The sequence below is a fragment of the Pseudomonas sp. AC242 genome, from assembly GCF_979258655.1.
On the sequence record NZ_OZ409873.1, the window covers coordinates 1,614,898 to 1,632,968 of the forward strand.

Annotated in this window: 20 protein-coding genes and 1 pseudogene; all 21 read left to right on the forward strand. The window is 61.2% G+C overall.

The genetic code is table 11. The features are described 5' to 3' along the window. The first annotated feature begins 399 nt into the window (after positions 1 to 399). The 21 genes and pseudogenes from ACZZ0A_RS07390 to ACZZ0A_RS07490 all read left to right on the forward strand — a co-directional run bounded on the left by ACZZ0A_RS07390 (position 400) and on the right by ACZZ0A_RS07490 (position 17,986). Entirely contained in the window at positions 400 to 2,322 is a 1,923-nt protein-coding gene (locus ACZZ0A_RS07390) for a YncE family protein (protein ID WP_463542767.1), read from the forward strand. Between the two features lie 14 nt (positions 2,323 to 2,336). Next, complete coding sequence (locus tag ACZZ0A_RS07395; protein WP_463542768.1) at positions 2,337 to 2,987, forward strand: SCO family protein; 651 nt, start codon at positions 2,337 to 2,339, stop codon at positions 2,985 to 2,987. Beyond that, positions 2,984 to 3,604 carry an SCO family protein gene (locus tag ACZZ0A_RS07400; RefSeq protein ID WP_007919362.1) on the forward strand — a complete coding sequence of 207 codons (621 nt, stop codon included), beginning with the start codon at positions 2,984 to 2,986 and terminating at the stop codon, positions 3,602 to 3,604. The genes ACZZ0A_RS07395 and ACZZ0A_RS07400 overlap by 4 nt, the downstream gene beginning before the upstream one ends. 9 nt (positions 3,605 to 3,613) lie before the next feature. Continuing rightward, positions 3,614 to 5,164: a cytochrome c/ABC transporter substrate-binding protein gene (locus ACZZ0A_RS07405; RefSeq protein ID WP_447784488.1), complete on the forward strand. Its 1,551-nt coding sequence runs from the start codon at positions 3,614 to 3,616 to the stop codon at positions 5,162 to 5,164. A gap of 15 nt (positions 5,165 to 5,179) precedes the next feature. After that, positions 5,180 to 5,941 carry a peptidylprolyl isomerase gene (locus tag ACZZ0A_RS07410; protein ID WP_007919377.1) on the forward strand — a complete coding sequence of 254 codons (762 nt, stop codon included), beginning with the start codon at positions 5,180 to 5,182 and terminating at the stop codon, positions 5,939 to 5,941. 219 nt (positions 5,942 to 6,160) lie between these two features. Then, complete coding sequence (locus tag ACZZ0A_RS07415; RefSeq protein ID WP_007919379.1) at positions 6,161 to 6,691, forward strand: response regulator; 531 nt, start codon at positions 6,161 to 6,163, stop codon at positions 6,689 to 6,691. A gap of 81 nt (positions 6,692 to 6,772) precedes the next feature. Then, positions 6,773 to 8,479, forward strand: a complete 1,707-nt coding sequence (locus ACZZ0A_RS07420) for a GspE/PulE family protein (protein ID WP_463542769.1) — start codon at positions 6,773 to 6,775, stop codon at positions 8,477 to 8,479. Further along, entirely contained in the window at positions 8,460 to 9,263 is an 804-nt protein-coding gene (locus ACZZ0A_RS07425; RefSeq protein WP_463542770.1) for a hypothetical protein, read from the forward strand. Before ACZZ0A_RS07420 ends, ACZZ0A_RS07425 begins: the two co-directional genes overlap by 20 nt. A 1-nt stretch (position 9,264) precedes the next feature. Further along, positions 9,265 to 9,810, forward strand: coding sequence for a PilN domain-containing protein (locus ACZZ0A_RS07430; protein WP_463542771.1), 546 nt, complete (start codon positions 9,265 to 9,267; stop codon positions 9,808 to 9,810). Continuing rightward, positions 9,797 to 10,345 carry a GspMb/PilO family protein gene (locus ACZZ0A_RS07435; RefSeq protein ID WP_095111640.1) on the forward strand — a complete coding sequence of 183 codons (549 nt, stop codon included), beginning with the start codon at positions 9,797 to 9,799 and terminating at the stop codon, positions 10,343 to 10,345. Before ACZZ0A_RS07430 ends, ACZZ0A_RS07435 begins: the two co-directional genes overlap by 14 nt. After that, positions 10,345 to 10,857, forward strand: a complete 513-nt coding sequence (locus tag ACZZ0A_RS07440; RefSeq protein WP_007919390.1) for a hypothetical protein — start codon at positions 10,345 to 10,347, stop codon at positions 10,855 to 10,857. Before ACZZ0A_RS07435 ends, ACZZ0A_RS07440 begins: the two co-directional genes overlap by 1 nt. Further along, positions 10,854 to 12,701, forward strand: coding sequence for a secretin N-terminal domain-containing protein (locus ACZZ0A_RS07445; RefSeq protein ID WP_414915450.1), 1,848 nt, complete (start codon positions 10,854 to 10,856; stop codon positions 12,699 to 12,701). The genes ACZZ0A_RS07440 and ACZZ0A_RS07445 overlap by 4 nt, the downstream gene beginning before the upstream one ends. Before the next feature lie 2 nt (positions 12,702 to 12,703). After that, entirely contained in the window at positions 12,704 to 13,177 is a 474-nt protein-coding gene (locus ACZZ0A_RS07450) for a type II secretion system protein (protein WP_007919393.1), read from the forward strand. Positions 13,178 to 13,182: 5 nt separating this feature from the next. Beyond that, positions 13,183 to 13,557: a type II secretion system protein gene (locus ACZZ0A_RS07455; RefSeq protein ID WP_007919395.1), complete on the forward strand. Its 375-nt coding sequence runs from the start codon at positions 13,183 to 13,185 to the stop codon at positions 13,555 to 13,557. Then, complete coding sequence (locus ACZZ0A_RS07460) at positions 13,532 to 14,071, forward strand: type II secretion system protein (protein WP_038364888.1); 540 nt, start codon at positions 13,532 to 13,534, stop codon at positions 14,069 to 14,071. Before ACZZ0A_RS07455 ends, ACZZ0A_RS07460 begins: the two co-directional genes overlap by 26 nt. Then, the gene (gene csgE / locus ACZZ0A_RS07465; RefSeq protein ID WP_414915451.1) at positions 14,068 to 14,460 is read left to right on the forward strand and encodes a curli production assembly/transport protein CsgE; all 393 of its coding nucleotides are present in this window, start codon (positions 14,068 to 14,070) and stop codon (positions 14,458 to 14,460) included. The genes ACZZ0A_RS07460 and csgE overlap by 4 nt, the downstream gene beginning before the upstream one ends. Further along, positions 14,457 to 14,888: a curli assembly protein CsgF gene (locus ACZZ0A_RS07470; protein ID WP_007919401.1), complete on the forward strand. Its 432-nt coding sequence runs from the start codon at positions 14,457 to 14,459 to the stop codon at positions 14,886 to 14,888. The genes csgE and ACZZ0A_RS07470 overlap by 4 nt, the downstream gene beginning before the upstream one ends. Positions 14,889 to 14,916: 28 nt before the next feature. After that, positions 14,917 to 15,777 carry a CsgG/HfaB family protein gene (locus ACZZ0A_RS07475; RefSeq protein WP_095124770.1) on the forward strand — a complete coding sequence of 287 codons (861 nt, stop codon included), beginning with the start codon at positions 14,917 to 14,919 and terminating at the stop codon, positions 15,775 to 15,777. Between the two features lie 889 nt (positions 15,778 to 16,666). Next, complete coding sequence (locus ACZZ0A_RS07480) at positions 16,667 to 17,038, forward strand: DUF6124 family protein (RefSeq protein WP_463542772.1); 372 nt, start codon at positions 16,667 to 16,669, stop codon at positions 17,036 to 17,038. Between the two features lie 230 nt (positions 17,039 to 17,268). After that, a pseudogene (locus ACZZ0A_RS07485) lies at positions 17,269 to 17,367 on the forward strand (antitoxin PaaA2 family protein); the annotation flags it as partial. A 94-nt stretch (positions 17,368 to 17,461) separates the two neighbouring features. Then, on the forward strand, positions 17,462 to 17,986 hold the full coding sequence (locus tag ACZZ0A_RS07490; RefSeq protein WP_238539559.1) for a hypothetical protein: 525 nt from the start codon (positions 17,462 to 17,464) through the stop codon (positions 17,984 to 17,986). The last annotated feature ends 85 nt before the right edge of the window (positions 17,987 to 18,071 follow it).

Genomic DNA, 18,071 nt, shown 5'->3' on the forward strand with positions numbered 1-18,071 from the left:
GAATGCAAAACCTGTGGGAGCTGGCTCTCCAGCGATGACGGCGGCACAGGCGCCATTGATGTGACAGGAAGGACGCCATCGCTGGCAAGCCAGCTCCCACAAGGGGCCAGGGGGGCCAGTGAGATTGACGGGATGGATACAAAACCTGTGGGAGCTGGCTTGCCAGCGATGACGGCGGCGCAGGCGCAATTGATGTGACAGGAAGGACGCCATCGCTGGCAAGCCAGCTCCCACAGGGGGCGTGGTAGGCAATGAAGAGGGTGGGATGAATGCAAATCCCATGTAGGAGTGAGTCTGCTCGCGATCGGGACAACTCGGTTTCGGATGGTGAGGCGGATGACGCCATCGCGAGCAGGCTCACTCCTACAGGGATGGGTTTGCAAATGAGGGGAGGGTGGTATGAACAGGATCATCAACATCGTCGGTATTTGCACCCTGGCCATGGCCGGGGCGTTGTTGACGCTGAGTGAGATTGCGCTGGCGCAAACCGCTGGCGAGCAGACGCTGAACCGTGACGGCGTGGCGGTGGATTTCGACCTCAAGCCGCTGGCCGCCGACGGCAAGCTGCGCGAAGGCGAATTCGCCGATGTGCAGTTCCGCGTCACCGACAGCGCTTCCGGCCAGCCGTTGTCCGGGGTGGCGCCGGGCGCCTGGGTCGATCCGCAGACCCTCGCCGCCGATCAAGCCCAGGGCCGCGACAAGAGCTGCAAAGCCCGGGTCGGGGTGTTCCTCAAATCCAACATCGGCGCGCGGCCGTTGCTCGACCTCAACAGCTATTTCCTGCTGGTGATGAACCGCGACGCCAGCATCGCCGTGGTCGATCCGTCGGTGTCAGTGGGCGGCATCACCAGCACCCTCGCGCGCATCGAACTCAAGCAACCACCGATGGATTGGGTCACGCCCAAAGACAACAAACGCGTGTTTGTCTCGATGCCAACGGCGGGCGAAGTGGCCGTCATCGACAGCGAACAATTCAAGGTTCTCGATTCGATCAAAGCCGGCAGCCAACCCGTACGCGTGGCACTGCAACCCGATGAACGTCTGCTCTGGGTCGGCAACAACGCCAGCAAAGCCGAAGACTCCGGCGTGACGGTGATCGACAGCCAAAGCCTCAAACCTCTCAAACACTTGCAGACCGGGCGCGGCCACCACGAAATCAGCTTCAGCAAGGACAGCCGTTTTGCCTTCGTCAGCAACCGCGACGACGGCACCGTCAGCGTGATCGACATCGCCAGCCTGAACATCGTCCAGCAGATCAAAACCGGCTCGCATCCGCTGTCAGTCGCCTATTCGGCGCTGTCCGGCGCGGTCTACGTGGCCGATGGTAAAGACGGCACCGTCACCGTGATCGACGCCAGCACCCACGCCATCCGCCGGGTGATCAAACTGCAACAAGGCCTCGGCCCGATGGGCTTCAGCGCCGACGGCCGCTTCGGTCTTGTGCTCAACACCTTGGAAAACCGCGCCACGGTTATCGACGCCTCCACCAACAGCGCGATCCACATTCTCGACGTCAGCGCCGAACCTTACCAAGTGGTGTTCACCCAGGCCTACGCTTACATTCGCGGACTCGCTTCGCCGAAAGTCACCATGATCAACCTGTCCTCCCTCGGCGAAGGTCGCCAGCCGATCAGCCAAGGTTTCGAGGCCGGCCCGCAAGCGCCGCGCCTGGCCGGGGATTTGCCGCTGGCCTCAAGCCTGGCGGTGTCGCGCGATGACAACGCGGTGTTCGTGGTCAATCCGGTCGACAACACCACCTATTTCTACGCCGAAGGCATGAACGCGCCGATGTCCGGTTACCCCAACCGTGGCCAGATCGCCCGCGCCGCCATGGTCATCGACCGCAGCCTGCGCGAAGTCTCGCCGGGCCTCTACAGCGCGCGGGTGAAGCTGCCGGCAGCGGGGCGTTTCGACGTCGCGTTCCTGCTCAACCAACCGAACATCATTCACTGCTTCACTGCGCAGATTGAGCCTGACGGAAAACCGCAAAAACACCTCGGCCAGCCGAAAGTCGAGTTCCTTCTCGACAAGACTGCCGTGGCACTCAACGACCCTTACGTCGTGCGTTTCCGCATCGTGCAAGGCAAAGACAAAACCCAACGCAGCGGCGTCAAAGACGTGCAACTGCGCTACTACCTCGCGCCCACCTCGCACCCGCGTGAAGTGGCGGCGCTGGAAGTCGCCGACGGCGTCTACGAGGCGCCAATCACCCTCGACCGCAGCGGCGCCTGGTACCTGCATGTGCGTGCGGCATCGCTGGGCGCCGGTTTCGATGACAAGACCTTTGCCAGTGTTCGGGTTACCCCCGGCCAGGCCCGTTGAAGAGGAGTTTCGACATGAACCGATTTGCATCCACTGGCCTACTGACCCTGTGCCTGTTGAGCTTTGGCATTCAACAAGTCCACGCTCATTCGGCAGACGAACACGCCGGGCACAAAGCCCCGGCCAGCAACACCCAAGAGCATGCCCAAGTGAAATTCGCCAATGTGCCGCTGCTCGATCAGAACGGTAAAACCGTACGCCTCGAACAAGACTTGGTGCAGGGCAAAATCGTCGTCATGAGCTTTATCTACACCAGTTGCACCACGGTGTGCCCGGTGGTCTCGTCGATCATGGGCAAGGTGCAGAAGCAGCTCGGTGCGCGCGTCGGCGAGGAAGTGCAACTGGTGTCGATCAGCATCGACCCACAGCGCGACGACCCGAAACGCCTGCAGGATTATGCCCGTACCTTCCAGCGCGGGCCGGGCTGGAGCTGGCTGACCGGCTCGCCACAGTCGATCAATGAAACCCTCAAGGGCCTCGGCAGTTTCAGCGGCGACCTGAAGAGTCATCAACCGCTGATCCTCGTCGGCGACGGCGACAGCCGCCACTGGATGCGCTACTACGGCTTCACTGATCCGGCGCTGCTGGCCAAGGAAGTGGAAAAACTCAGCGGCCTGCGCACCCACGCCAAACACACCGCCATCGCCATGGAGCAACAGCCATGAGACTGCTCGACTGGATCTCCCTGACCGTGTGCTTCTGGATTCTCGGTAACGTCGCGTTCGCTCACGAAGGCCATGTCTCTGAGCCGCCAGCCGCTGTGGCTGCTGCGCCGGCCAAAGGCACCCACGACGCGAAAACCTGGTTCACCGACACGCCGTTGCAGGATCAGAACGGCGAGACGTTGCGCTTCTACAGCGATGCGCTGCAAAACCGCATAGTGCTGCTCAACGTGATCTTCACCAGTTGCAACGATGCCTGCCCGCTGATCACGCAAAAGCTCAAAGAAGTCCGCGAGCTGCTGGGTGACAAGGCGCAGGACATCACCTTTATTTCCCTTACCAGTGACCCGCTGCGCGACACGCCAGCGGTGCTCAAGGCTTACACCTTGAAGCAGGGTTCCGATGACCCTCATTGGCTTTTTCTTACTGGCGACAAAGCGCAGATGGACCTGGTATTGAGCCGCATCGGCCAGATCGTGCCGACGCCCGAGCAGCATTCCACGCAGTTGATCGTCGGCGATGTCGCCAATAAACGCTGGAGCAAGATCCGTCCCGACGCCCCGGCCGCCGCCATTGCCCAGCGCTTGCAGTTGCTGACAATGCCCGTGGCTGGCCGTTGAGTCCGCGCCATGAACCTGAGCCGCGTCCTCGCCCTGATCCTGTTCGCTGGCGTCAGCCTTGGCGCGGGCGCTGCGCCGCTGAGCCCGGAAGAGGCGGCGGGCAAGCGCCTGTACCGCCTGGGTCTGTCGGCCAGTGGCGAGGCGATCATGGCGCGGGTCGGTGCGGCAGATGTGTTGCTGCCGGCAACCAGCCTGCCGTGCGCCAATTGCCATGGCGCCGATGGCCTCGGTCGACCGGAAGGCGGGGTGCGTCCGCCGCCGCTGAACTGGGCGCGACTGACCAGCACGTATGGCCAGCAACAGGTCAATGGGCGCAGCTATCCGGCCTACACCGAGAGCAGTCTGGCGACCGTCATCGAGCAGGGCCGCGACCCCGGCCACAATCGCCTCGACCCGAGCATGCCGCGCTTTCTGTTGTCGATGAAGGATCAGCGCAACCTCACCGCCTATCTCAAACGCCTCGCCGATGAACGCGACCCCGGCCTCGATGCCGAGACTTTGCACCTGGGCACCTTGCTGCCCAGCCAAGGCCCTTTGGCCGAGGAGGGCGCGACAGTGGCAGCGGTGCTCAACGGCAGTGTCGCGCGGATCAATCAGGCCGGTGGCATACACGGCCGGCAGTTGCGCTTGACGGTGATCGATCCCGGCCCGGACCGCGCCAGTGCCGAGCAGGCGTTGCAGCGTTTGATCGAGCAGGAGCAGGTGTTCGCCCTGATCGCGCCGCTGGCGCCGGCCCTCGACAGCGAACTGGCAAGTCGACTGGAGCAGTCTGGCGTACCGCTGATTGGCGCCTTGTCGTTGCTCGGATCGATGCAGGCCAGTCCGCAGATTTTCGAACCGTTGCCCGGCCTGCGCGAGCAACTGATCGCGCTGGCCGACTACGCCACGGCAAGTCTGCGTGTGCTGCAAGGACCGACGTTGATTGCCTATCCCGATGATCCTGCACAAACGCTGGCTGCGCAAAACCTCGGCCAGTATTTACAGGATCACGGCTGGCAAAAAGTCCAACTGCAAGCCTACGACCCGACGGCGGATGCGCTACCGCTGGGTTCGCGCTCGGTGTTTTATCTGGGTACTGGCGGCGGTTTCAGTCGTTTGGCGACGCGGCTGCAAAGCGCCGGGCAGGTGCCGTATCTGTTCGCCGCCTCCAGCCAGGTGGCCGGCGATCTGCTGCAAGTCCCCGACGGCTTTACTCGGCGGGTGTTTCTCGCCTATCCGTTCGTGCCCAGCGACTGGACCCAGACCGGGCGCATGGCCCTGACGCTGCTGCGCGAAGGCCAGGGCCTCGGCGCCCAGCATGCGGTGCTGCAAGTCGGCGCCTACGCCTCGATGTTGCTGCTCAGCGAAGGCATGAAACAGGCCGGCCGCGACGCCAGCCGCGAAAAACTGGTGACGGCGCTGGAAGGCCTGCACGACTTCGACACCGGCCTGACCCCGCGCCTGAGTTTCGGCCCCGGACGACGCCTGGGTCTGAGCGGCGCCCATGTGGTCACCGTGGACTTGCCGGATCAGCGCTTTTATCTGGTCGCCCCCTATAAACCGATTGTTGCCAGCCCCTGAATGGAGGGCCCGATCATGAAGCTCACAACGCTGATAATGCTGCTGACCTGCTGGTTGCCGCTGGCGTGGGCCAATAACGAGCCGGCCGTGGCGCGAGTCAACGGCGAGGAGATTTCCGGGTTTCGCTTTGAGCGCTTCTTCGCCGAATACCTGGAAGATCAGGGTCGCGCCGTGGCGAGCATTCGTAATCCCAAAGCCTATAAACAGCTGCGCCAGGCAGCACTGCAAGCGCTGATCGACAAAGAGCTGCTGTGGCAGGAAGCGCAAAAGCGCGGGGTGCAGATCGACGATCAAGTGGTGCTTCAGCAAGTCGAGCAGACCCGCAGTGCCATCGGCGGCACGGATAAATTCGTCCGGCGCTTGCAGGACGCCGGTTTCGACGAAGCGTCCTTCACCGAGTACACCCGCCGGGAAATGGCGGCGCAGCAGATGTTTGCCGAGCTGATCCGCGCCAATACCTTGCAACCCCGCCACCTGCTGATCCGCGTGCCCGCGCAAGCGGATGCAGCCACAGTGGCCGCAGCGCGTCTACGCTTGATGCAGATGCGCGCGCCGATTGCCGAGGCCGCGACGTTTGCCAGCCAACCGGTGCGCTCACCGTTCGGCTGGCATGTGATTTATTTGCCGAACCACCTGGAGGCCGCCGATGTCCCAGATTTGCAGGGGCTGGATACAGTCAGGGCAGAGCTCGCCCGACAGCAACAGACCCAGGCTCGTCGTCAGGTGCTCGCGCAATTACGGGTGCAGAACAGGATCGAACGAATTGACGACGACTGAAGGTTCCCCCCCAATAGTGGGGAATGGCTTCGATGCCCATTCAGGTGCTTCCCCGTTTCTGGGGAACGGGGTACCGGGACGAGCGGGCATTGTCATTAAATTCAAGGACATGAAGAGATAAAATTACCGGCGCTCAGCCTGGCATGAAGTGTGCGTTACCCCTGGTAAGGCGCACTCTCAGGGCGGGGTCATCGGACCTGCTGTTTCAAGGAGTCGACCTTGGTTAACAAAGTACTGGTTGTCGAAGACGAGCAGCTGCTTGCACAGAACCTTCAGGATTATCTGTCGGCGCAGGGGCTGGACGTCCGGATTGCACATGACGGAGCGACGGGTATCGGTTTGGCCGAAACGTTTGCCCCCGACGTGCTGGTGTTCGATTACCGCTTGCCCGATATGGAAGGCTTTGAGGTGCTCGACGCGGTCCGCCAGAACAGGACGTGTAATTTTGTGCTGATAACAGGTCACCCCACCGCTGAAGTCTGTGAGCGGGCGCGGCAACTGCAAGTCAGCCACATCCTGTTCAAACCGTTTCCATTGGCGGAACTGGCCCGAGCTGTCTGCGACCTTCTGGGCATCAAGCGCGAAGCGAAACCCGGTGCGAGCCCTTCCGAGGGCTTCGTCGAACGACGCCAGAGCAGGACCGAGAGCTTCCCGTTGCAGTTGTACGATGGCAGTTGGGTGTTGGCGGATCGGCGACGGCAGTCGCAATCCATGGCGCCGGACGACGATCAAATGCTCACCGGGGAGTAATGGCGCGATCAGACGTTCCGGCACTTGCCGCCAAGGTTTGCCGCGCCGACAGGGCACTGAGCCCCGGTTGGAGAGCAAGCCATGGAACGTCTGTCCGTTGTCGTCGAACCTCTGCTGGCCGAAAGCGCGCCAGAACGCTTTTCCAGTGAACAGCTTGCCCAGGCCCGGGCGCGGGCCGCCACCTCCGGCGAACGCGTGCTTGAAGCCCTTGGCGTACTCTGTGAACTGGCGCCGATGCCGTTCATTCGCACCCTCGGCGCCACCCTGCATTACCCGGTGCTCGACACCGACAGCCTGTTTGCGGCGACGCCGGTTTTCGACCGCGTCACCCTCGCACAATGCCTGAAACGTGAATTCATCCTACTGCGCCACAACGACGAAGTCATCGGCGTGTTTGCCGACCCCTTCGACCCGTCGCGCCTGGCCTGGATCGACGACTGCCTGCACGGCGCGCCGCTGTATCTGGTGCACGCCGATGACCTCAAGGCCTATCTGGCCCGTCACGAAGAAAGCTTCCACGCCGTCGAATCGCTGAACGCCCAAGGCGATACCCACAACGAAATCGACACCCTGCAAAGCCTGTCGCTGACCAGCATCAGCGAAGACGCCAGCAGCGTGGTGAAACTGGTCAACTCGACCCTCTACGACGCGCTGAAAATGCACGCCAGCGACATTCACCTCGGCACTACCGGCCACGGTCTGGTGATCAAGTACCGCATCGACGGTGTGCTCAATAACATCAGCAAAGTCCAGGGCAACGAGTTCGCCGAGCAGGTGATCTCGCGGGTCAAGGTCATGGCTGAACTGGACATCGGCGAAAAACGCGTGCCGCAGGACGGTCGTTTCAAGATCGGCATCAGTGGCCGTCAGATTGACTTCCGTGTGTCGATCATGCCGAGCATTTTTGGCGAAGACGCGGTGCTGCGTGTCCTCGACAAACAGGATCTGGCTGACAAGGTCTGCGGCGTGCAATTGCAGGCGCTGGGCTTTGAAGACGAAACCCTGCGTCAGTTGCGCCGGCTCGCCGCCGAACCCTACGGGATGGTCCTTGTGACCGGCCCGACCGGCAGCGGCAAGACCACCACGCTGTACGCGATGATCACCGAGATCAACCACGGCGTGGACAAGATCATCACCATCGAAGACCCGGTCGAATATCAACTGCCGGGGGTGCTGCAGATCCCGGTCAACGAGAAAAAAGGCCTGACCTTCGCCCGGGGTTTGCGCTCGATCCTGCGCCACGACCCGGACAAGATCATGGTCGGCGAAATCCGTGACCCGGACACCGCGCAGATCGCCGTGCAGTCGGCGCTCACCGGCCACCTGGTGTTCACCACCATCCACGCCAACAACGTTTTCGACGTGATCGGCCGCTTCACCCAAATGGAAATCGACCCGTACAGCCTGGTCTCGGCGCTCAACGCGATTCTTGCCCAGCGCCTGATCCGTCTGGTGTGCAGCAGTTGCAGCGCACCGGTCAATCCGAGTGATGAAGAGCTGCGCGCCTCGGGCCTCGATCCGCAGAAAGTCGATCACTACCACTTCGTCCACGGCAAAGGCTGCGGCCACTGCCGGGGCAGCGGCTATCGCGGGCGCACGGCGATTGCCGAGTTGCTGCACCTCGACGACGAGCTGCGCCAGATGATCGTCGAGCGCCAACCGATCAAACAAATCAAAGCCCTGGCCTGTGCCCGTGGTTTGCGCCTGCTGCGCGAATCGGCGCTGGAGTTGGTGGAACAAGGTCGCACCACGCTGGAGGAGATCAATCGTGTCACATTTATCTCGTGAGCGTTTTGTCGCCGTGCTCGGCGCCAGCGGTGTTGGCCTCGGTCAGCGGCGCGGCAGCGACACCCTGTGGCTGGGCAGCGTCGGCTACATCGACGAAGGCTTCCAGAGCTATGCGGTGGCGCTGGACACCCTTGATCGCCTGCTCGGTGAACACGCCCGCGCCGGTGCCGAATTGAGCGTGGTCATCTCCGGCCATTTCAGCCGCTTCTGCCTGGTGCCGTGGAGCGCGCAAATCAGCAGTCCTGAAGAGCTGCGCGGCTTTGCCCAACTGTGTTTCGAAGACTTGTTTGGCGCGCCGACTCAGCCGTGGAGTCTGGTGTTATCCGCTGAGCCTGCCGGTTACGACCGCATCGCCAGCGCCTTGCCGCAGGACTTGCTCGAACGCCTGCGCACGCTGGTCAGCGGTCGCGGTTTGCGCCTGCGCTCGGTGCAACCGTACCTGATGGCGGCGTTCAATCGCTTCGACAAAAGCCTCGATGCCGGCGACTTCCTCTTTGTCGTCGCCGAGCCGCAACGCAGTGTGTTGTTGCTGGCGAGGGAAGGGCGCTGGGCTGGCGTGCGTTCGGTGGGCGGCAGCGACAGCGACGCGGCGCTGAATGCCTTGATCGGTCGCGAACGGCAGCTGCAAGCCTCGACCAGCGAACGTGCCTTCAACGTTTATCTGCATGCACCGGCGCGCCTCGATGCACATCCGGACGTGGCGGGTGTGCAACTGCGCACCCTTGAAGACGACTCGATGAACGTGCGTGACGGCTTGTACGTCATGTCCCGGGCGGTGGCCTGACATGCGCGCGCTCAATCTCGACTTTCAGCCGCGTCCGCGTTCCGGCCCGTTGGGTTGGAGCCTGCTCGGCGGCGGTGTGCTGCTGGCGCTGCTGTGCTTCGGCGTGCAACAGCACCTCGGCGCGCACACCGAACAGCAACAAGGCCACCTGCAAACCACCCAGCGTCAGCTCACCGGAGACAGCGGCGCCAAGTCCACCCTGAGCCCGGCGGAAACCCGTGAGCAAGCGGCAAACCTCGCCGAAATGCGCAAGGTCTCACAGCAACTGCGCCGGCCGTGGGAACGCCTGTTCGCCATGCTCGAAGCGATGCCGCGCGATGACGTCGCGCTGCTGACCCTGACCCCGGATGCCCGTAAAGGTCAGGTACGCATCAGCGCCGAAGCGCGAGATCTGCAAGCGATGCTCGACTTCCACAAACGTCTGGAAGCCAGCGACGAGCTGTCGGACGTGTCGCTGCTCAGCCACGAAATTGTCGTCAAATCGCCGGAACAACCGGTGCAATTCAACCTGTCGGCGACTTGGGAGATTGGCGATGCGAATCCCTAGACTGATCGTCCACGAATACCTGCAAGGTCTCGGTGTTCCGGGCCTCGCCGGGCTGGCGCTGCTGCTGATCGCCGTGGCTTGGGCACTCGGTGGTTTGCTGCCGGGTTGGCAATCATTGCAGCACCTGAGCCTGCAGACTCAGGAAGCCACCGCGTACTTGGCCAAGGTTGAGGACGGCAGCATCGCGCCACCGGTGGTGCCACAGCGTCAGCTCGACGACTTCCGCAACAAACTGCCGGCGCAGCCGCAAGCCACCGTCGCCATCGACCGCATCTACGCCCTTGCAGCCCAGGAGCACATCACCCTGGCGCGCGGTGAATATGCCCTCGGCGTCGACCCGAAAACCCATCTGGCGCGCTATCAGATTCTCCTGCCAGTGCGCGGCAGTTACCCGCAACTGCGCCGCTTCCTGCACGCCTTGCTCGGGCAGTTGCCGGCGGTGGTGGTGGAAGACCTCGAACTGCAACGCAAGAAGATTGGCGACACCGACCTCAATGGCCGGATCCGTATGACCCTTTACCTGTCGAGGTCGTGATGAATACCAAGCGCGTGACAGGTTGGTTGGCATTCTTCGGCGTAGCGGCCGCGCTGGCGTGGTTGCCGGAATATTTCTCGCCAAGCGAAGACGCCGATTCCAACGAAGTGGCCGTCGCTACGCCGGGGAAAACCCGTGGCGCGCTGCCGGCCAGCACCGCCAAGGCCAAAGACGCCCCGATCAAGGATTTGAGCCCGGCCGGCGACCTGTTCGCCGCCAAGACCTGGAAGGCCGCGCCGACCCTGGCCACGGTCACCGAAATGGCCATCAATCCAGCAACTGTGGTGCAAGCCCCGAGCCTGCCACCGGTGCCGTTTCAGTTCGTCGGCAGGCTGCATGACCGCAGCGACCTGCAAGTGTTTTTGCAGAACGGCGAAAAGATCTACGTCGTGCGCAATGGGGATGTGATCGACGACACCTGGAAGATCACCGGCATTTCCGATCTGGAATTGAGCTTGGTCTACCTGCCCTTGCATTTGTCGCAGACCCTGTCTGTGGGGAGTACGCAATGAACCGTTCCCGTTTGCTGATGAGCCTGGGCCTGTGTGCCGGGCTGGCCGCGTGCAGTTCTGCACAAGTGGCCAACAAGGAAGCCGCCGACCTGATTGAACAGGGTCAGTACGAAGCGGGGCTGGCCCGTGTCGAGGAAGGTCTGCGCGAAAACCCACGGGACACCGAGCTGCACTTGCTGCTCAACAGCGGTCGGGCCAAGGCCATCACCGCGTTGCTGACGACCGGCGACACCGACCGTTCGCGCCGCGATTTCGCCTCGGCGCGGGTGGCCTACAACCGCGCGCTGACCATCGAGCCGAACAACCGCCGCGCTCAGGATGCCCTGAAGCAGATGGACTACCTGCGCAGCATGGACGAAAAACTGGAACTGGCGCGTGGCGACCTGCGTCGCGGTGACATCTACGGCGCTGATCGGCAGGTCAAACAGATCCTCGAACTCGACCCCAACAACGAAGGCGCGCTGGCGCTGCAAGGAAACATTCGTCTGGTGCAGAGCCGCAACGTGATTGCTTATCCGCAACTGCGCACCAAGCTTGATCGGCCGGTGACTCTGGAATTTCGCGACGCCAACCTGAAGACCATTTTCGAAGTGCTGTCGCAGGTCGCCGGACTGAACTTCATCTTCGACAAAGACCTGCGCCCGGACATGAAAGCGACGATCTTCGTGCGTGACGTGCGCATTGAAGACGCCGTGACCCTGCTGCTGCAACAGAACCAGTTGCACCAGAAAGTGGTGAACGAAAACACCTTGCTCATCTACCCGGACTCGCCACAGAAAGTGAAGGATTACCAGGAACTGGTGATGCGCACGTTCTACCTGACCAGCATCGACGCGAACACCGCGCTGAACATGGTCAAAACCATGCTCAAGACCCGCGACGTGTTCGTCGACGAACGCCTCAACACCCTGACCATGCGCGACACCGAAGACGCCGTGCGCATGGCCGAGAAACTGCTGCAGTCGCAAGATCAGTCCAACCCGGAAGTGGTGCTGGAGGTGGAAGTGATGGAAGTCGCCACCCAGCGCATTCTCGACCTAGGGCTGCAATGGCCGAACACCTTCGGCGTGGTCAACAGCGACGGTTCGGCGGTGACCCTGCTTGATCAACTGAAAGGCATCAACTCCAGCCGGATTTCGATCTCGCCGTCGCCGCAAGCCAAGATCAACGCCCAGGACAATGACATCAACACCCTCGCCAGCCCGGTGATTCGTGTGAGCAACCGTGAGCAGGCGCGGATCCACATCGGTCAGCGCGTGCCGATCATCAGCGCGACTTCGGTGCCGTCGACGCAAGGCCCGGTGATCACTGAGAGCGTCACTTATCTGGACGTCGGTCTGAAACTCGAAGTGCAGCCGACCGTGCACCTGAACAACGAAGTGGCGATCAAGATTGCTCTCGAAGTGAGTAACGCGACGCCGCTGGAGCCGACCCGGCAGGGCACGATCCCGGTGCAGGTCGACACCCGTAACGCGCAAACCTCGCTGCGTTTGCATGACGGCGAAACGCAGATCCTCGCTGGGCTGATGCGCAACGACCACGGCGCCACCGGCAACAAGATTCCGGGCCTCGGCGATATCCCAGGGATTGGCCGGCTGTTCGGCAGCAACAAGGACACCGTCGGCAAATCCGAACTGGTGCTGTCGATCACCCCACGGATCGTGCGCAACCTGCCGTACCAGAGCCCGTCGGACATGGAGTTCTCCACCGGCACCGAAACCAGCATGCACATCCAGGCACCGGATCGTTCGCAGAGTTACGTGATGCCATCGCCTGCCGCGCAGCCGCGTGCAGTCGGTGAGTCGGCCGTGGCCACCACCCATGTCACCGTCGAGAAGCCTTGATCATGAACGCCTGCCAACGCGGTTTCAGCCTGATCGAAGTCGTGGTGACGCTGGCCCTGATCGGCCTGTTGGCGAGCATGGCCGCGCCGCTGACCGAGACTTTGGTGCGGCGTGGCAAGGAGCAGGAATTACGCAACGCGCTGTACCAGATTCGCGATGGCATCGACGCTTACAAACGCGCGTTCGATGCCGGCTACATCGAGAAGTCGCTGAACAGCAGCGGCTACCCGCCGAACCTGCAAGTACTGGTCGAAGGCGTGCGCGATGTGCGCAGCGCCAAGGGCGCCAAGTTCTACTTTTTACGCCGCATCCCGCGCGATCCGCTGGTGCCGGCCAAACGTGATGACGAAGGGGGTTGGGGCGTGCGCGCCTACAACAGTTCGGCTCAGAACCCGCGCGATGGCGAGGACGTGTTCGACGTCTACTCCCACGCCCGGGGCAAGGGCCTCAACGGCATCGCCTACCGCGAGTGGTGAACCTCATGCGCCGGGAAAAAGGTTTTACCTTGCTGGAGCTGATGGTGGTGATGGCGATCATCGCCACGCTGATGACCATCGCGCTGCCGCGCTACTTCAACAGCCTCGAAGCGTCGAAGGAAACCACCCTGCGCCAGAGCCTGTCGGCGATGCGCGAGGCGCTGGATCACTTTTACGGCGACACCGGGCGGTATCCGGATTCCATCGAGCAACTGATCGAACAACGTTACCTGCGCAACGCGCCACTCGATCCGATCACCGAACGCAAAGACCAGTGGGTGCTGATCGCGCCACCGGACGGCGTCGCCGGCGGCGTGGCTGATATCAAAAGCGGTGCTACCGGGAGGGCGCGTGATGGCAGCCAGTATTCCGAGTGGTAACCGCGCGCAGCAGGGTGGCTTCACGTACCTGGGCGTGCTGTTCCTGATTGTGGTGATGGGCATGGGTCTGGCCAGTGCCGGCGAACTGTGGTCGACCGCTTCGCGCCGTGACCGTGAACGCCAGTTGCTCTGGGTCGGCACTCAGTACGCACAGGCGTTGCGCAGTTATTACCGCAGTTCGCCAGGGTTGGCGCAGTACCCGAAAGAACTGGCGGATCTGCTTGAAGATCAGCGTTTTCCCGAGGCCAAGCATCACCTGCGTCAGCTCTATCCAGACCCGATCGGTCAGGGTGAATGGGCACTGCAACGTGGTTTCGATGGACGCATCACCGGCCTCAACAGTCCTTCGACCGAGCTGCCTTTGAAGCAATCGGGCTTCCCGACGCAGTGGTCGGATTTCGACGGCATGCAGCGTTATTCGGACTGGCAGTTCGTCGCCGAAAAGGCCTTCCTCGACGGCACCAATGGCCCGGCCAAAGGCCAGTCGAATCTGCCACAGGCGTTGCAGCCATGACTCGTCAGTGGTGGTGCGCGCTGCTCCTCACCGCTGTGGCGTGCTGCGCCAGCGCCGGTGAAGAAGACGAAATGATGGGCTTTATCGTCGACGACACGATCTCGCACATCGGCCACGACTTTTACTACTCGTTCAGTGAACGCCTGCGCGACACCAGCCCGATGGATTTCAACCTGGTGGTGCGCGAGCGGCCCGACGCGCGCTGGGGCAGCCTGGTGACCGTGGAATATCAGCAACGCCTGGTTTATCGGCGCTTCCTGCCGCCGAACACCGTGGAACTGAAGGACGAGGCCTACGCGGCCGCCGACTGGGTTCGACGCCAGGTTGTCCAGCGCAAGCTGGAGGCTCTGTTGCAGGACACCACCGACCTTGAGAAGGACGAACTATGAACAGCACAACGTTCTCACGGCGCAGCGGATTGTGGATCTCGGGGTTGTTGATCGGGCTCGCCAGCGCTGCCGCTGTCCAGGCCACTGAACTGGTCTACACGCCGGTCAATCCGTCGTTCGGCGGCAATCCGCTGAACGGTACCTGGTTGCTCAACAACGCTCAGGCGCAAAACGATCACGACGATCCGGACATCCAGAGCCGCTCGGCAGTGGCCGGGACGTCGGCGCTGGAGCGCTTCACCAGTCAATTGCAATCGCGGCTGCTAGGGCAGTTGCTGGACAACATCTCCACTGGCAACACGGGGAGCCTGTCCACTGACTCTTTTATCGTCAACGTCATCGACGACTCCGGGGCACTGAGCATTGAAGTGACCGATCGAGCGACCGGTGAGGTTTCGGAAATTCAGGTGAACGGCCTCAACCCATGACGGGCTGACGGTTCCGGGGAGAACGGACATGAAAAAGATCATCGCGTTAGGGCTGCTGTTGGCGACATTACAAGGGTGCAGTCTGCGTGAGCCGATGTCGGCCGAGCAGGACACCGAAACTCCGACCCTGACTCCAAGGGCCTCGACTTATTACGACTTGCTGAAGATGCCGCGCCCCAAGGGGCGGTTGATGGCGGTGGTGTACGGCTTCCGGGATCAGACCGGGCAGTACAAACCGACGCCGGCGAGTTCGTTTTCCACCAGCGTGACCCAGGGCGCGGCGTCGATGTTGATGGACGCGATGCAGGCCAGTGGCTGGTTTGTGGTGCTGGAGCGGGAAGGGCTGCAGAACCTGTTGACCGAGCGCAAGATTATTCGTGCGTCGCAGAAGAAGCCGAATACGCCGGTGAATATTCAGGGTGAGCTGCCACCGTTGCAGGCGGCGAACATGATGCTCGAGGGTGGGATCATCGCGTATGACACCAATGTGCGTAGCGGTGGGGAAGGGGCGCGGTATCTGGGGATTGATTTGCAGCGTGAGTATCGGGTGGATCAGGTGACTGTGAACTTGCGTGCGGTGGATGTGCGCAGTGGGCAGGTGCTGGCGAATGTGATGACCAGCAAGACGATTTACTCGGTGGCGCGCAGTGCGGGGATTTTCAAGTTTATCGAGTTCAAGAAGTTGCTTGAGGCTGAGGTTGGGTATACGACGAATGAGCCGGCGCAGCTTTGTGTGTTGTCGGCGATTGAGGCGGCGGTGGGGCATATGGTGGCGCAGGGGATTGAGCGGCGGTTGTGGCAGGTGGCGGGGGACGCTTCTGTGCCTTCGCAGGATGATGTGTTGAATCGGTATTTGAGCCAGAACAAGGTGGATCCGGAGGCGGAGTGAACGTGGCGGCCTTCGGGCCGACCAGGTTCTGGTTGGGCGGGTGCATATCCGTTGCTGCGGTAACGGCTGCTTAGGGTTCCGCCCTTACGGCGGGTCACCTTTTCCAAACGCCGAAAAGGTAACCCAAAAGGCTTGCTCCTGCGTGCGGCCCGCTCGCTAAAGCTCGGGGTTCCTTCGCTCCGGGATCGATCCGGGCGCAGCGTCTCCGGTTTGCTTCGCTGCACCTACTCCCGCTGTGTTTGGCTGCGCCAAACGGTCGCTGCGCTCCCACGCCCGGATCAATCCCTCCACTCAGCCTTCCGACGTCGCCCGTGGATCAAGATCAAGAGCAGGCGAGCTGACACTCGGCCTATTGAGTGGTGAGGAGCGGGGGTGTTTGGCTTTTGATTTGCGTTGTTGCTGCCCCTCACCCCAGCCCTCTCCCCGAGGAGAGGGAGCCGATTTGTGTGCTTTTCAAAGCCTGAGTTCGACTCGGTATTGCACGTCGACGTACCTCTCCCAAACCACTCGGTCAGTCCCCTCTCCCTCCGGGAGAGGGCTAGGGTGAGGGCTGCGATCTGAAGTGTGTTTAAAAAAGTGTCTGAATCAGCGGAACCTTCCCACAAGGTTTTCAGGTTGTCCGTCGGACGTCCGGTCTCTAGCCTGTGTTCGTCGCTGCCAATTCAGCGACCGGGCATGGAAACCCGAAGACACGAGAGAGCAGATACGCCTTTCATAACGTATGCTTGCGCACTTTCATTGTGTGCACTCTGTTATGGCGGTTGTGCGCGGGAGACATTCGTGTCTGCCGGGTTGCTCTCTCCCGGATTTCCAGCCTGCGTACAGCTGCCACCCATTTTTCCTGGAAGTCGAATGGGCCAGCTGCAACCATCAATGAGAGAGAATCACCATGAAAAAACCAACACCCAACCCCCCAGAATCAGACACCAACACCACATCCCCCTACGCCTCAGTCGACAGCAAAAAACTCCACGAAGCCGCCGACCGCGCCCTCGATTTCTACCTCAACCCCACCGCCCACATCATGTCCAGCGCCAACGAGCCGGAACCCATGTACCTCGCCAATCCCAGGTACGACACCGAATCCCTGCTGGCCAACGCCAGCGAAACTCTCGGTTCAGCCAGCGAAATGCTCATCAACTTCGCCGCCTCGCTGGAAACCTCACACCGCAAGACTGCACTGGGCATCGCACAAGTCGTCATGCTGGGCGAACTGGCGGTGAATCAAGCCCTCGATCACGTCGAGCTGAAGGATGGCTGATTGATCATTCCCACGCTCTGCGTGGGAATGCAGCCTTTGACGCTCTGCGTCAAATTCGCGAGTTGGAACGCGGAGCGTCCCGAGAGGCATTCCCACGCAGAGCGTGGGAACGATCAAGAACAGGGACAGGATTTTACCCTCGGTCCGGAGGCACCATGGATCCACTGTTTTCCACAACCGTTCAAGATTTCGAAAGCGAAGAACAGGCCGCCAGCTAGGACCGTTGGCTCCGTGCCAAAGTCCGGAAGTCGCTCGAAGATCCCCGCCCCAGCATTCCGAATGAGCAAGTAATGGCACAGATGAAGGGCGGAACGACGAATCAGGCATGAGGTTCAAGAGGCGTTGCGCGAAGAAGACTCGAGGCCTGTGGGTAGATCAATCCCACCCGGATAGAGGGAGTCGCCGGTACACTGCAAGAGTTAGATGTTCGTTGATTCACTAGCCACACTCGAAGGGAATACCGAGGCGAAAATGATAGGGAAATTTTTTACAAACGGGCGAGTCAGTCTGTGGCTGGCGGCAGTTCTATCTGTGAATGGGGTGTTGTTGGCTTCAATCGTAATTGACGGTCATTCAAATCGAAACGATATGAAAATGATCAAAACAAAAGAACCGTTGCTTATCGAAGGTCCAAATGGCGACGATAATTTCTATGTCCTGCCTCTGGGCACTACGCTCTACCACGATAAAAGCTTTCCTGAAGGTCACGATCGTTATGTGGTGTATCTGAATCATAAAGGCGCGATTGCTCACGAAGAAGTGCCCATGAAGCCTGAGTATGGTGGTTCTTTTATTGATCCACTCTGGCTGGCAAATGTGGATGCGGATACTTTGAAAGAAGTTTTCATGCGTTTTCCGCTTTCCAAAAAAGATACCGCTGCCGCCATTAAGGCCAATGAATTAACCAAGGATGATCTGGCCGACATTATTCGTTCAATGCCAGATTGATCGACTATGAGCTGCCGAAGGCTGCGATCTTCTGATCTCCAATAGCAAAATCAAAAGATCGCAGCCTTTGGCAGCTCCTGCATAG

Bases quoted from the DNA above. Each gene is read 5' to 3' on its own strand.
- ACZZ0A_RS07490 (WP_238539559.1), top strand. From the start codon at position 17,462: ATGTTCGTTGATTCACTAGCCACACTCGAAGGGAATACCGAGGCGAAA.
- ACZZ0A_RS07430 (WP_463542771.1), top strand. From the start codon at position 9,265: ATGCGCGCGCTCAATCTCGACTTTCAGCCGCGTCCGCGTTCCGGCCCG.
- csgE (WP_414915451.1), top strand. From the start codon at position 14,068: ATGACTCGTCAGTGGTGGTGCGCGCTGCTCCTCACCGCTGTGGCGTGC.
- ACZZ0A_RS07435 (WP_095111640.1), top strand. From the start codon at position 9,797: ATGCGAATCCCTAGACTGATCGTCCACGAATACCTGCAAGGTCTCGGT.
- ACZZ0A_RS07470 (WP_007919401.1), top strand. From the start codon at position 14,457: ATGAACAGCACAACGTTCTCACGGCGCAGCGGATTGTGGATCTCGGGG.
- ACZZ0A_RS07395 (WP_463542768.1), top strand. From the start codon at position 2,337: ATGAACCGATTTGCATCCACTGGCCTACTGACCCTGTGCCTGTTGAGC.
- ACZZ0A_RS07445 (WP_414915450.1), top strand. From the start codon at position 10,854: ATGAACCGTTCCCGTTTGCTGATGAGCCTGGGCCTGTGTGCCGGGCTG.
- ACZZ0A_RS07455 (WP_007919395.1), top strand. From the start codon at position 13,183: ATGCGCCGGGAAAAAGGTTTTACCTTGCTGGAGCTGATGGTGGTGATG.
- ACZZ0A_RS07405 (WP_447784488.1), top strand. From the start codon at position 3,614: ATGAACCTGAGCCGCGTCCTCGCCCTGATCCTGTTCGCTGGCGTCAGC.
- ACZZ0A_RS07420 (WP_463542769.1), top strand. From the start codon at position 6,773: ATGGAACGTCTGTCCGTTGTCGTCGAACCTCTGCTGGCCGAAAGCGCG.
- ACZZ0A_RS07460 (WP_038364888.1), top strand. From the start codon at position 13,532: ATGGCAGCCAGTATTCCGAGTGGTAACCGCGCGCAGCAGGGTGGCTTC.
- ACZZ0A_RS07450 (WP_007919393.1), top strand. From the start codon at position 12,704: ATGAACGCCTGCCAACGCGGTTTCAGCCTGATCGAAGTCGTGGTGACG.
- ACZZ0A_RS07440 (WP_007919390.1), top strand. From the start codon at position 10,345: ATGAATACCAAGCGCGTGACAGGTTGGTTGGCATTCTTCGGCGTAGCG.
- ACZZ0A_RS07410 (WP_007919377.1), top strand. From the start codon at position 5,180: ATGAAGCTCACAACGCTGATAATGCTGCTGACCTGCTGGTTGCCGCTG.
- ACZZ0A_RS07400 (WP_007919362.1), top strand. From the start codon at position 2,984: ATGAGACTGCTCGACTGGATCTCCCTGACCGTGTGCTTCTGGATTCTC.
- ACZZ0A_RS07480 (WP_463542772.1), top strand. From the start codon at position 16,667: ATGAAAAAACCAACACCCAACCCCCCAGAATCAGACACCAACACCACA.
- ACZZ0A_RS07390 (WP_463542767.1), top strand. From the start codon at position 400: ATGAACAGGATCATCAACATCGTCGGTATTTGCACCCTGGCCATGGCC.
- ACZZ0A_RS07475 (WP_095124770.1), top strand. From the start codon at position 14,917: ATGAAAAAGATCATCGCGTTAGGGCTGCTGTTGGCGACATTACAAGGG.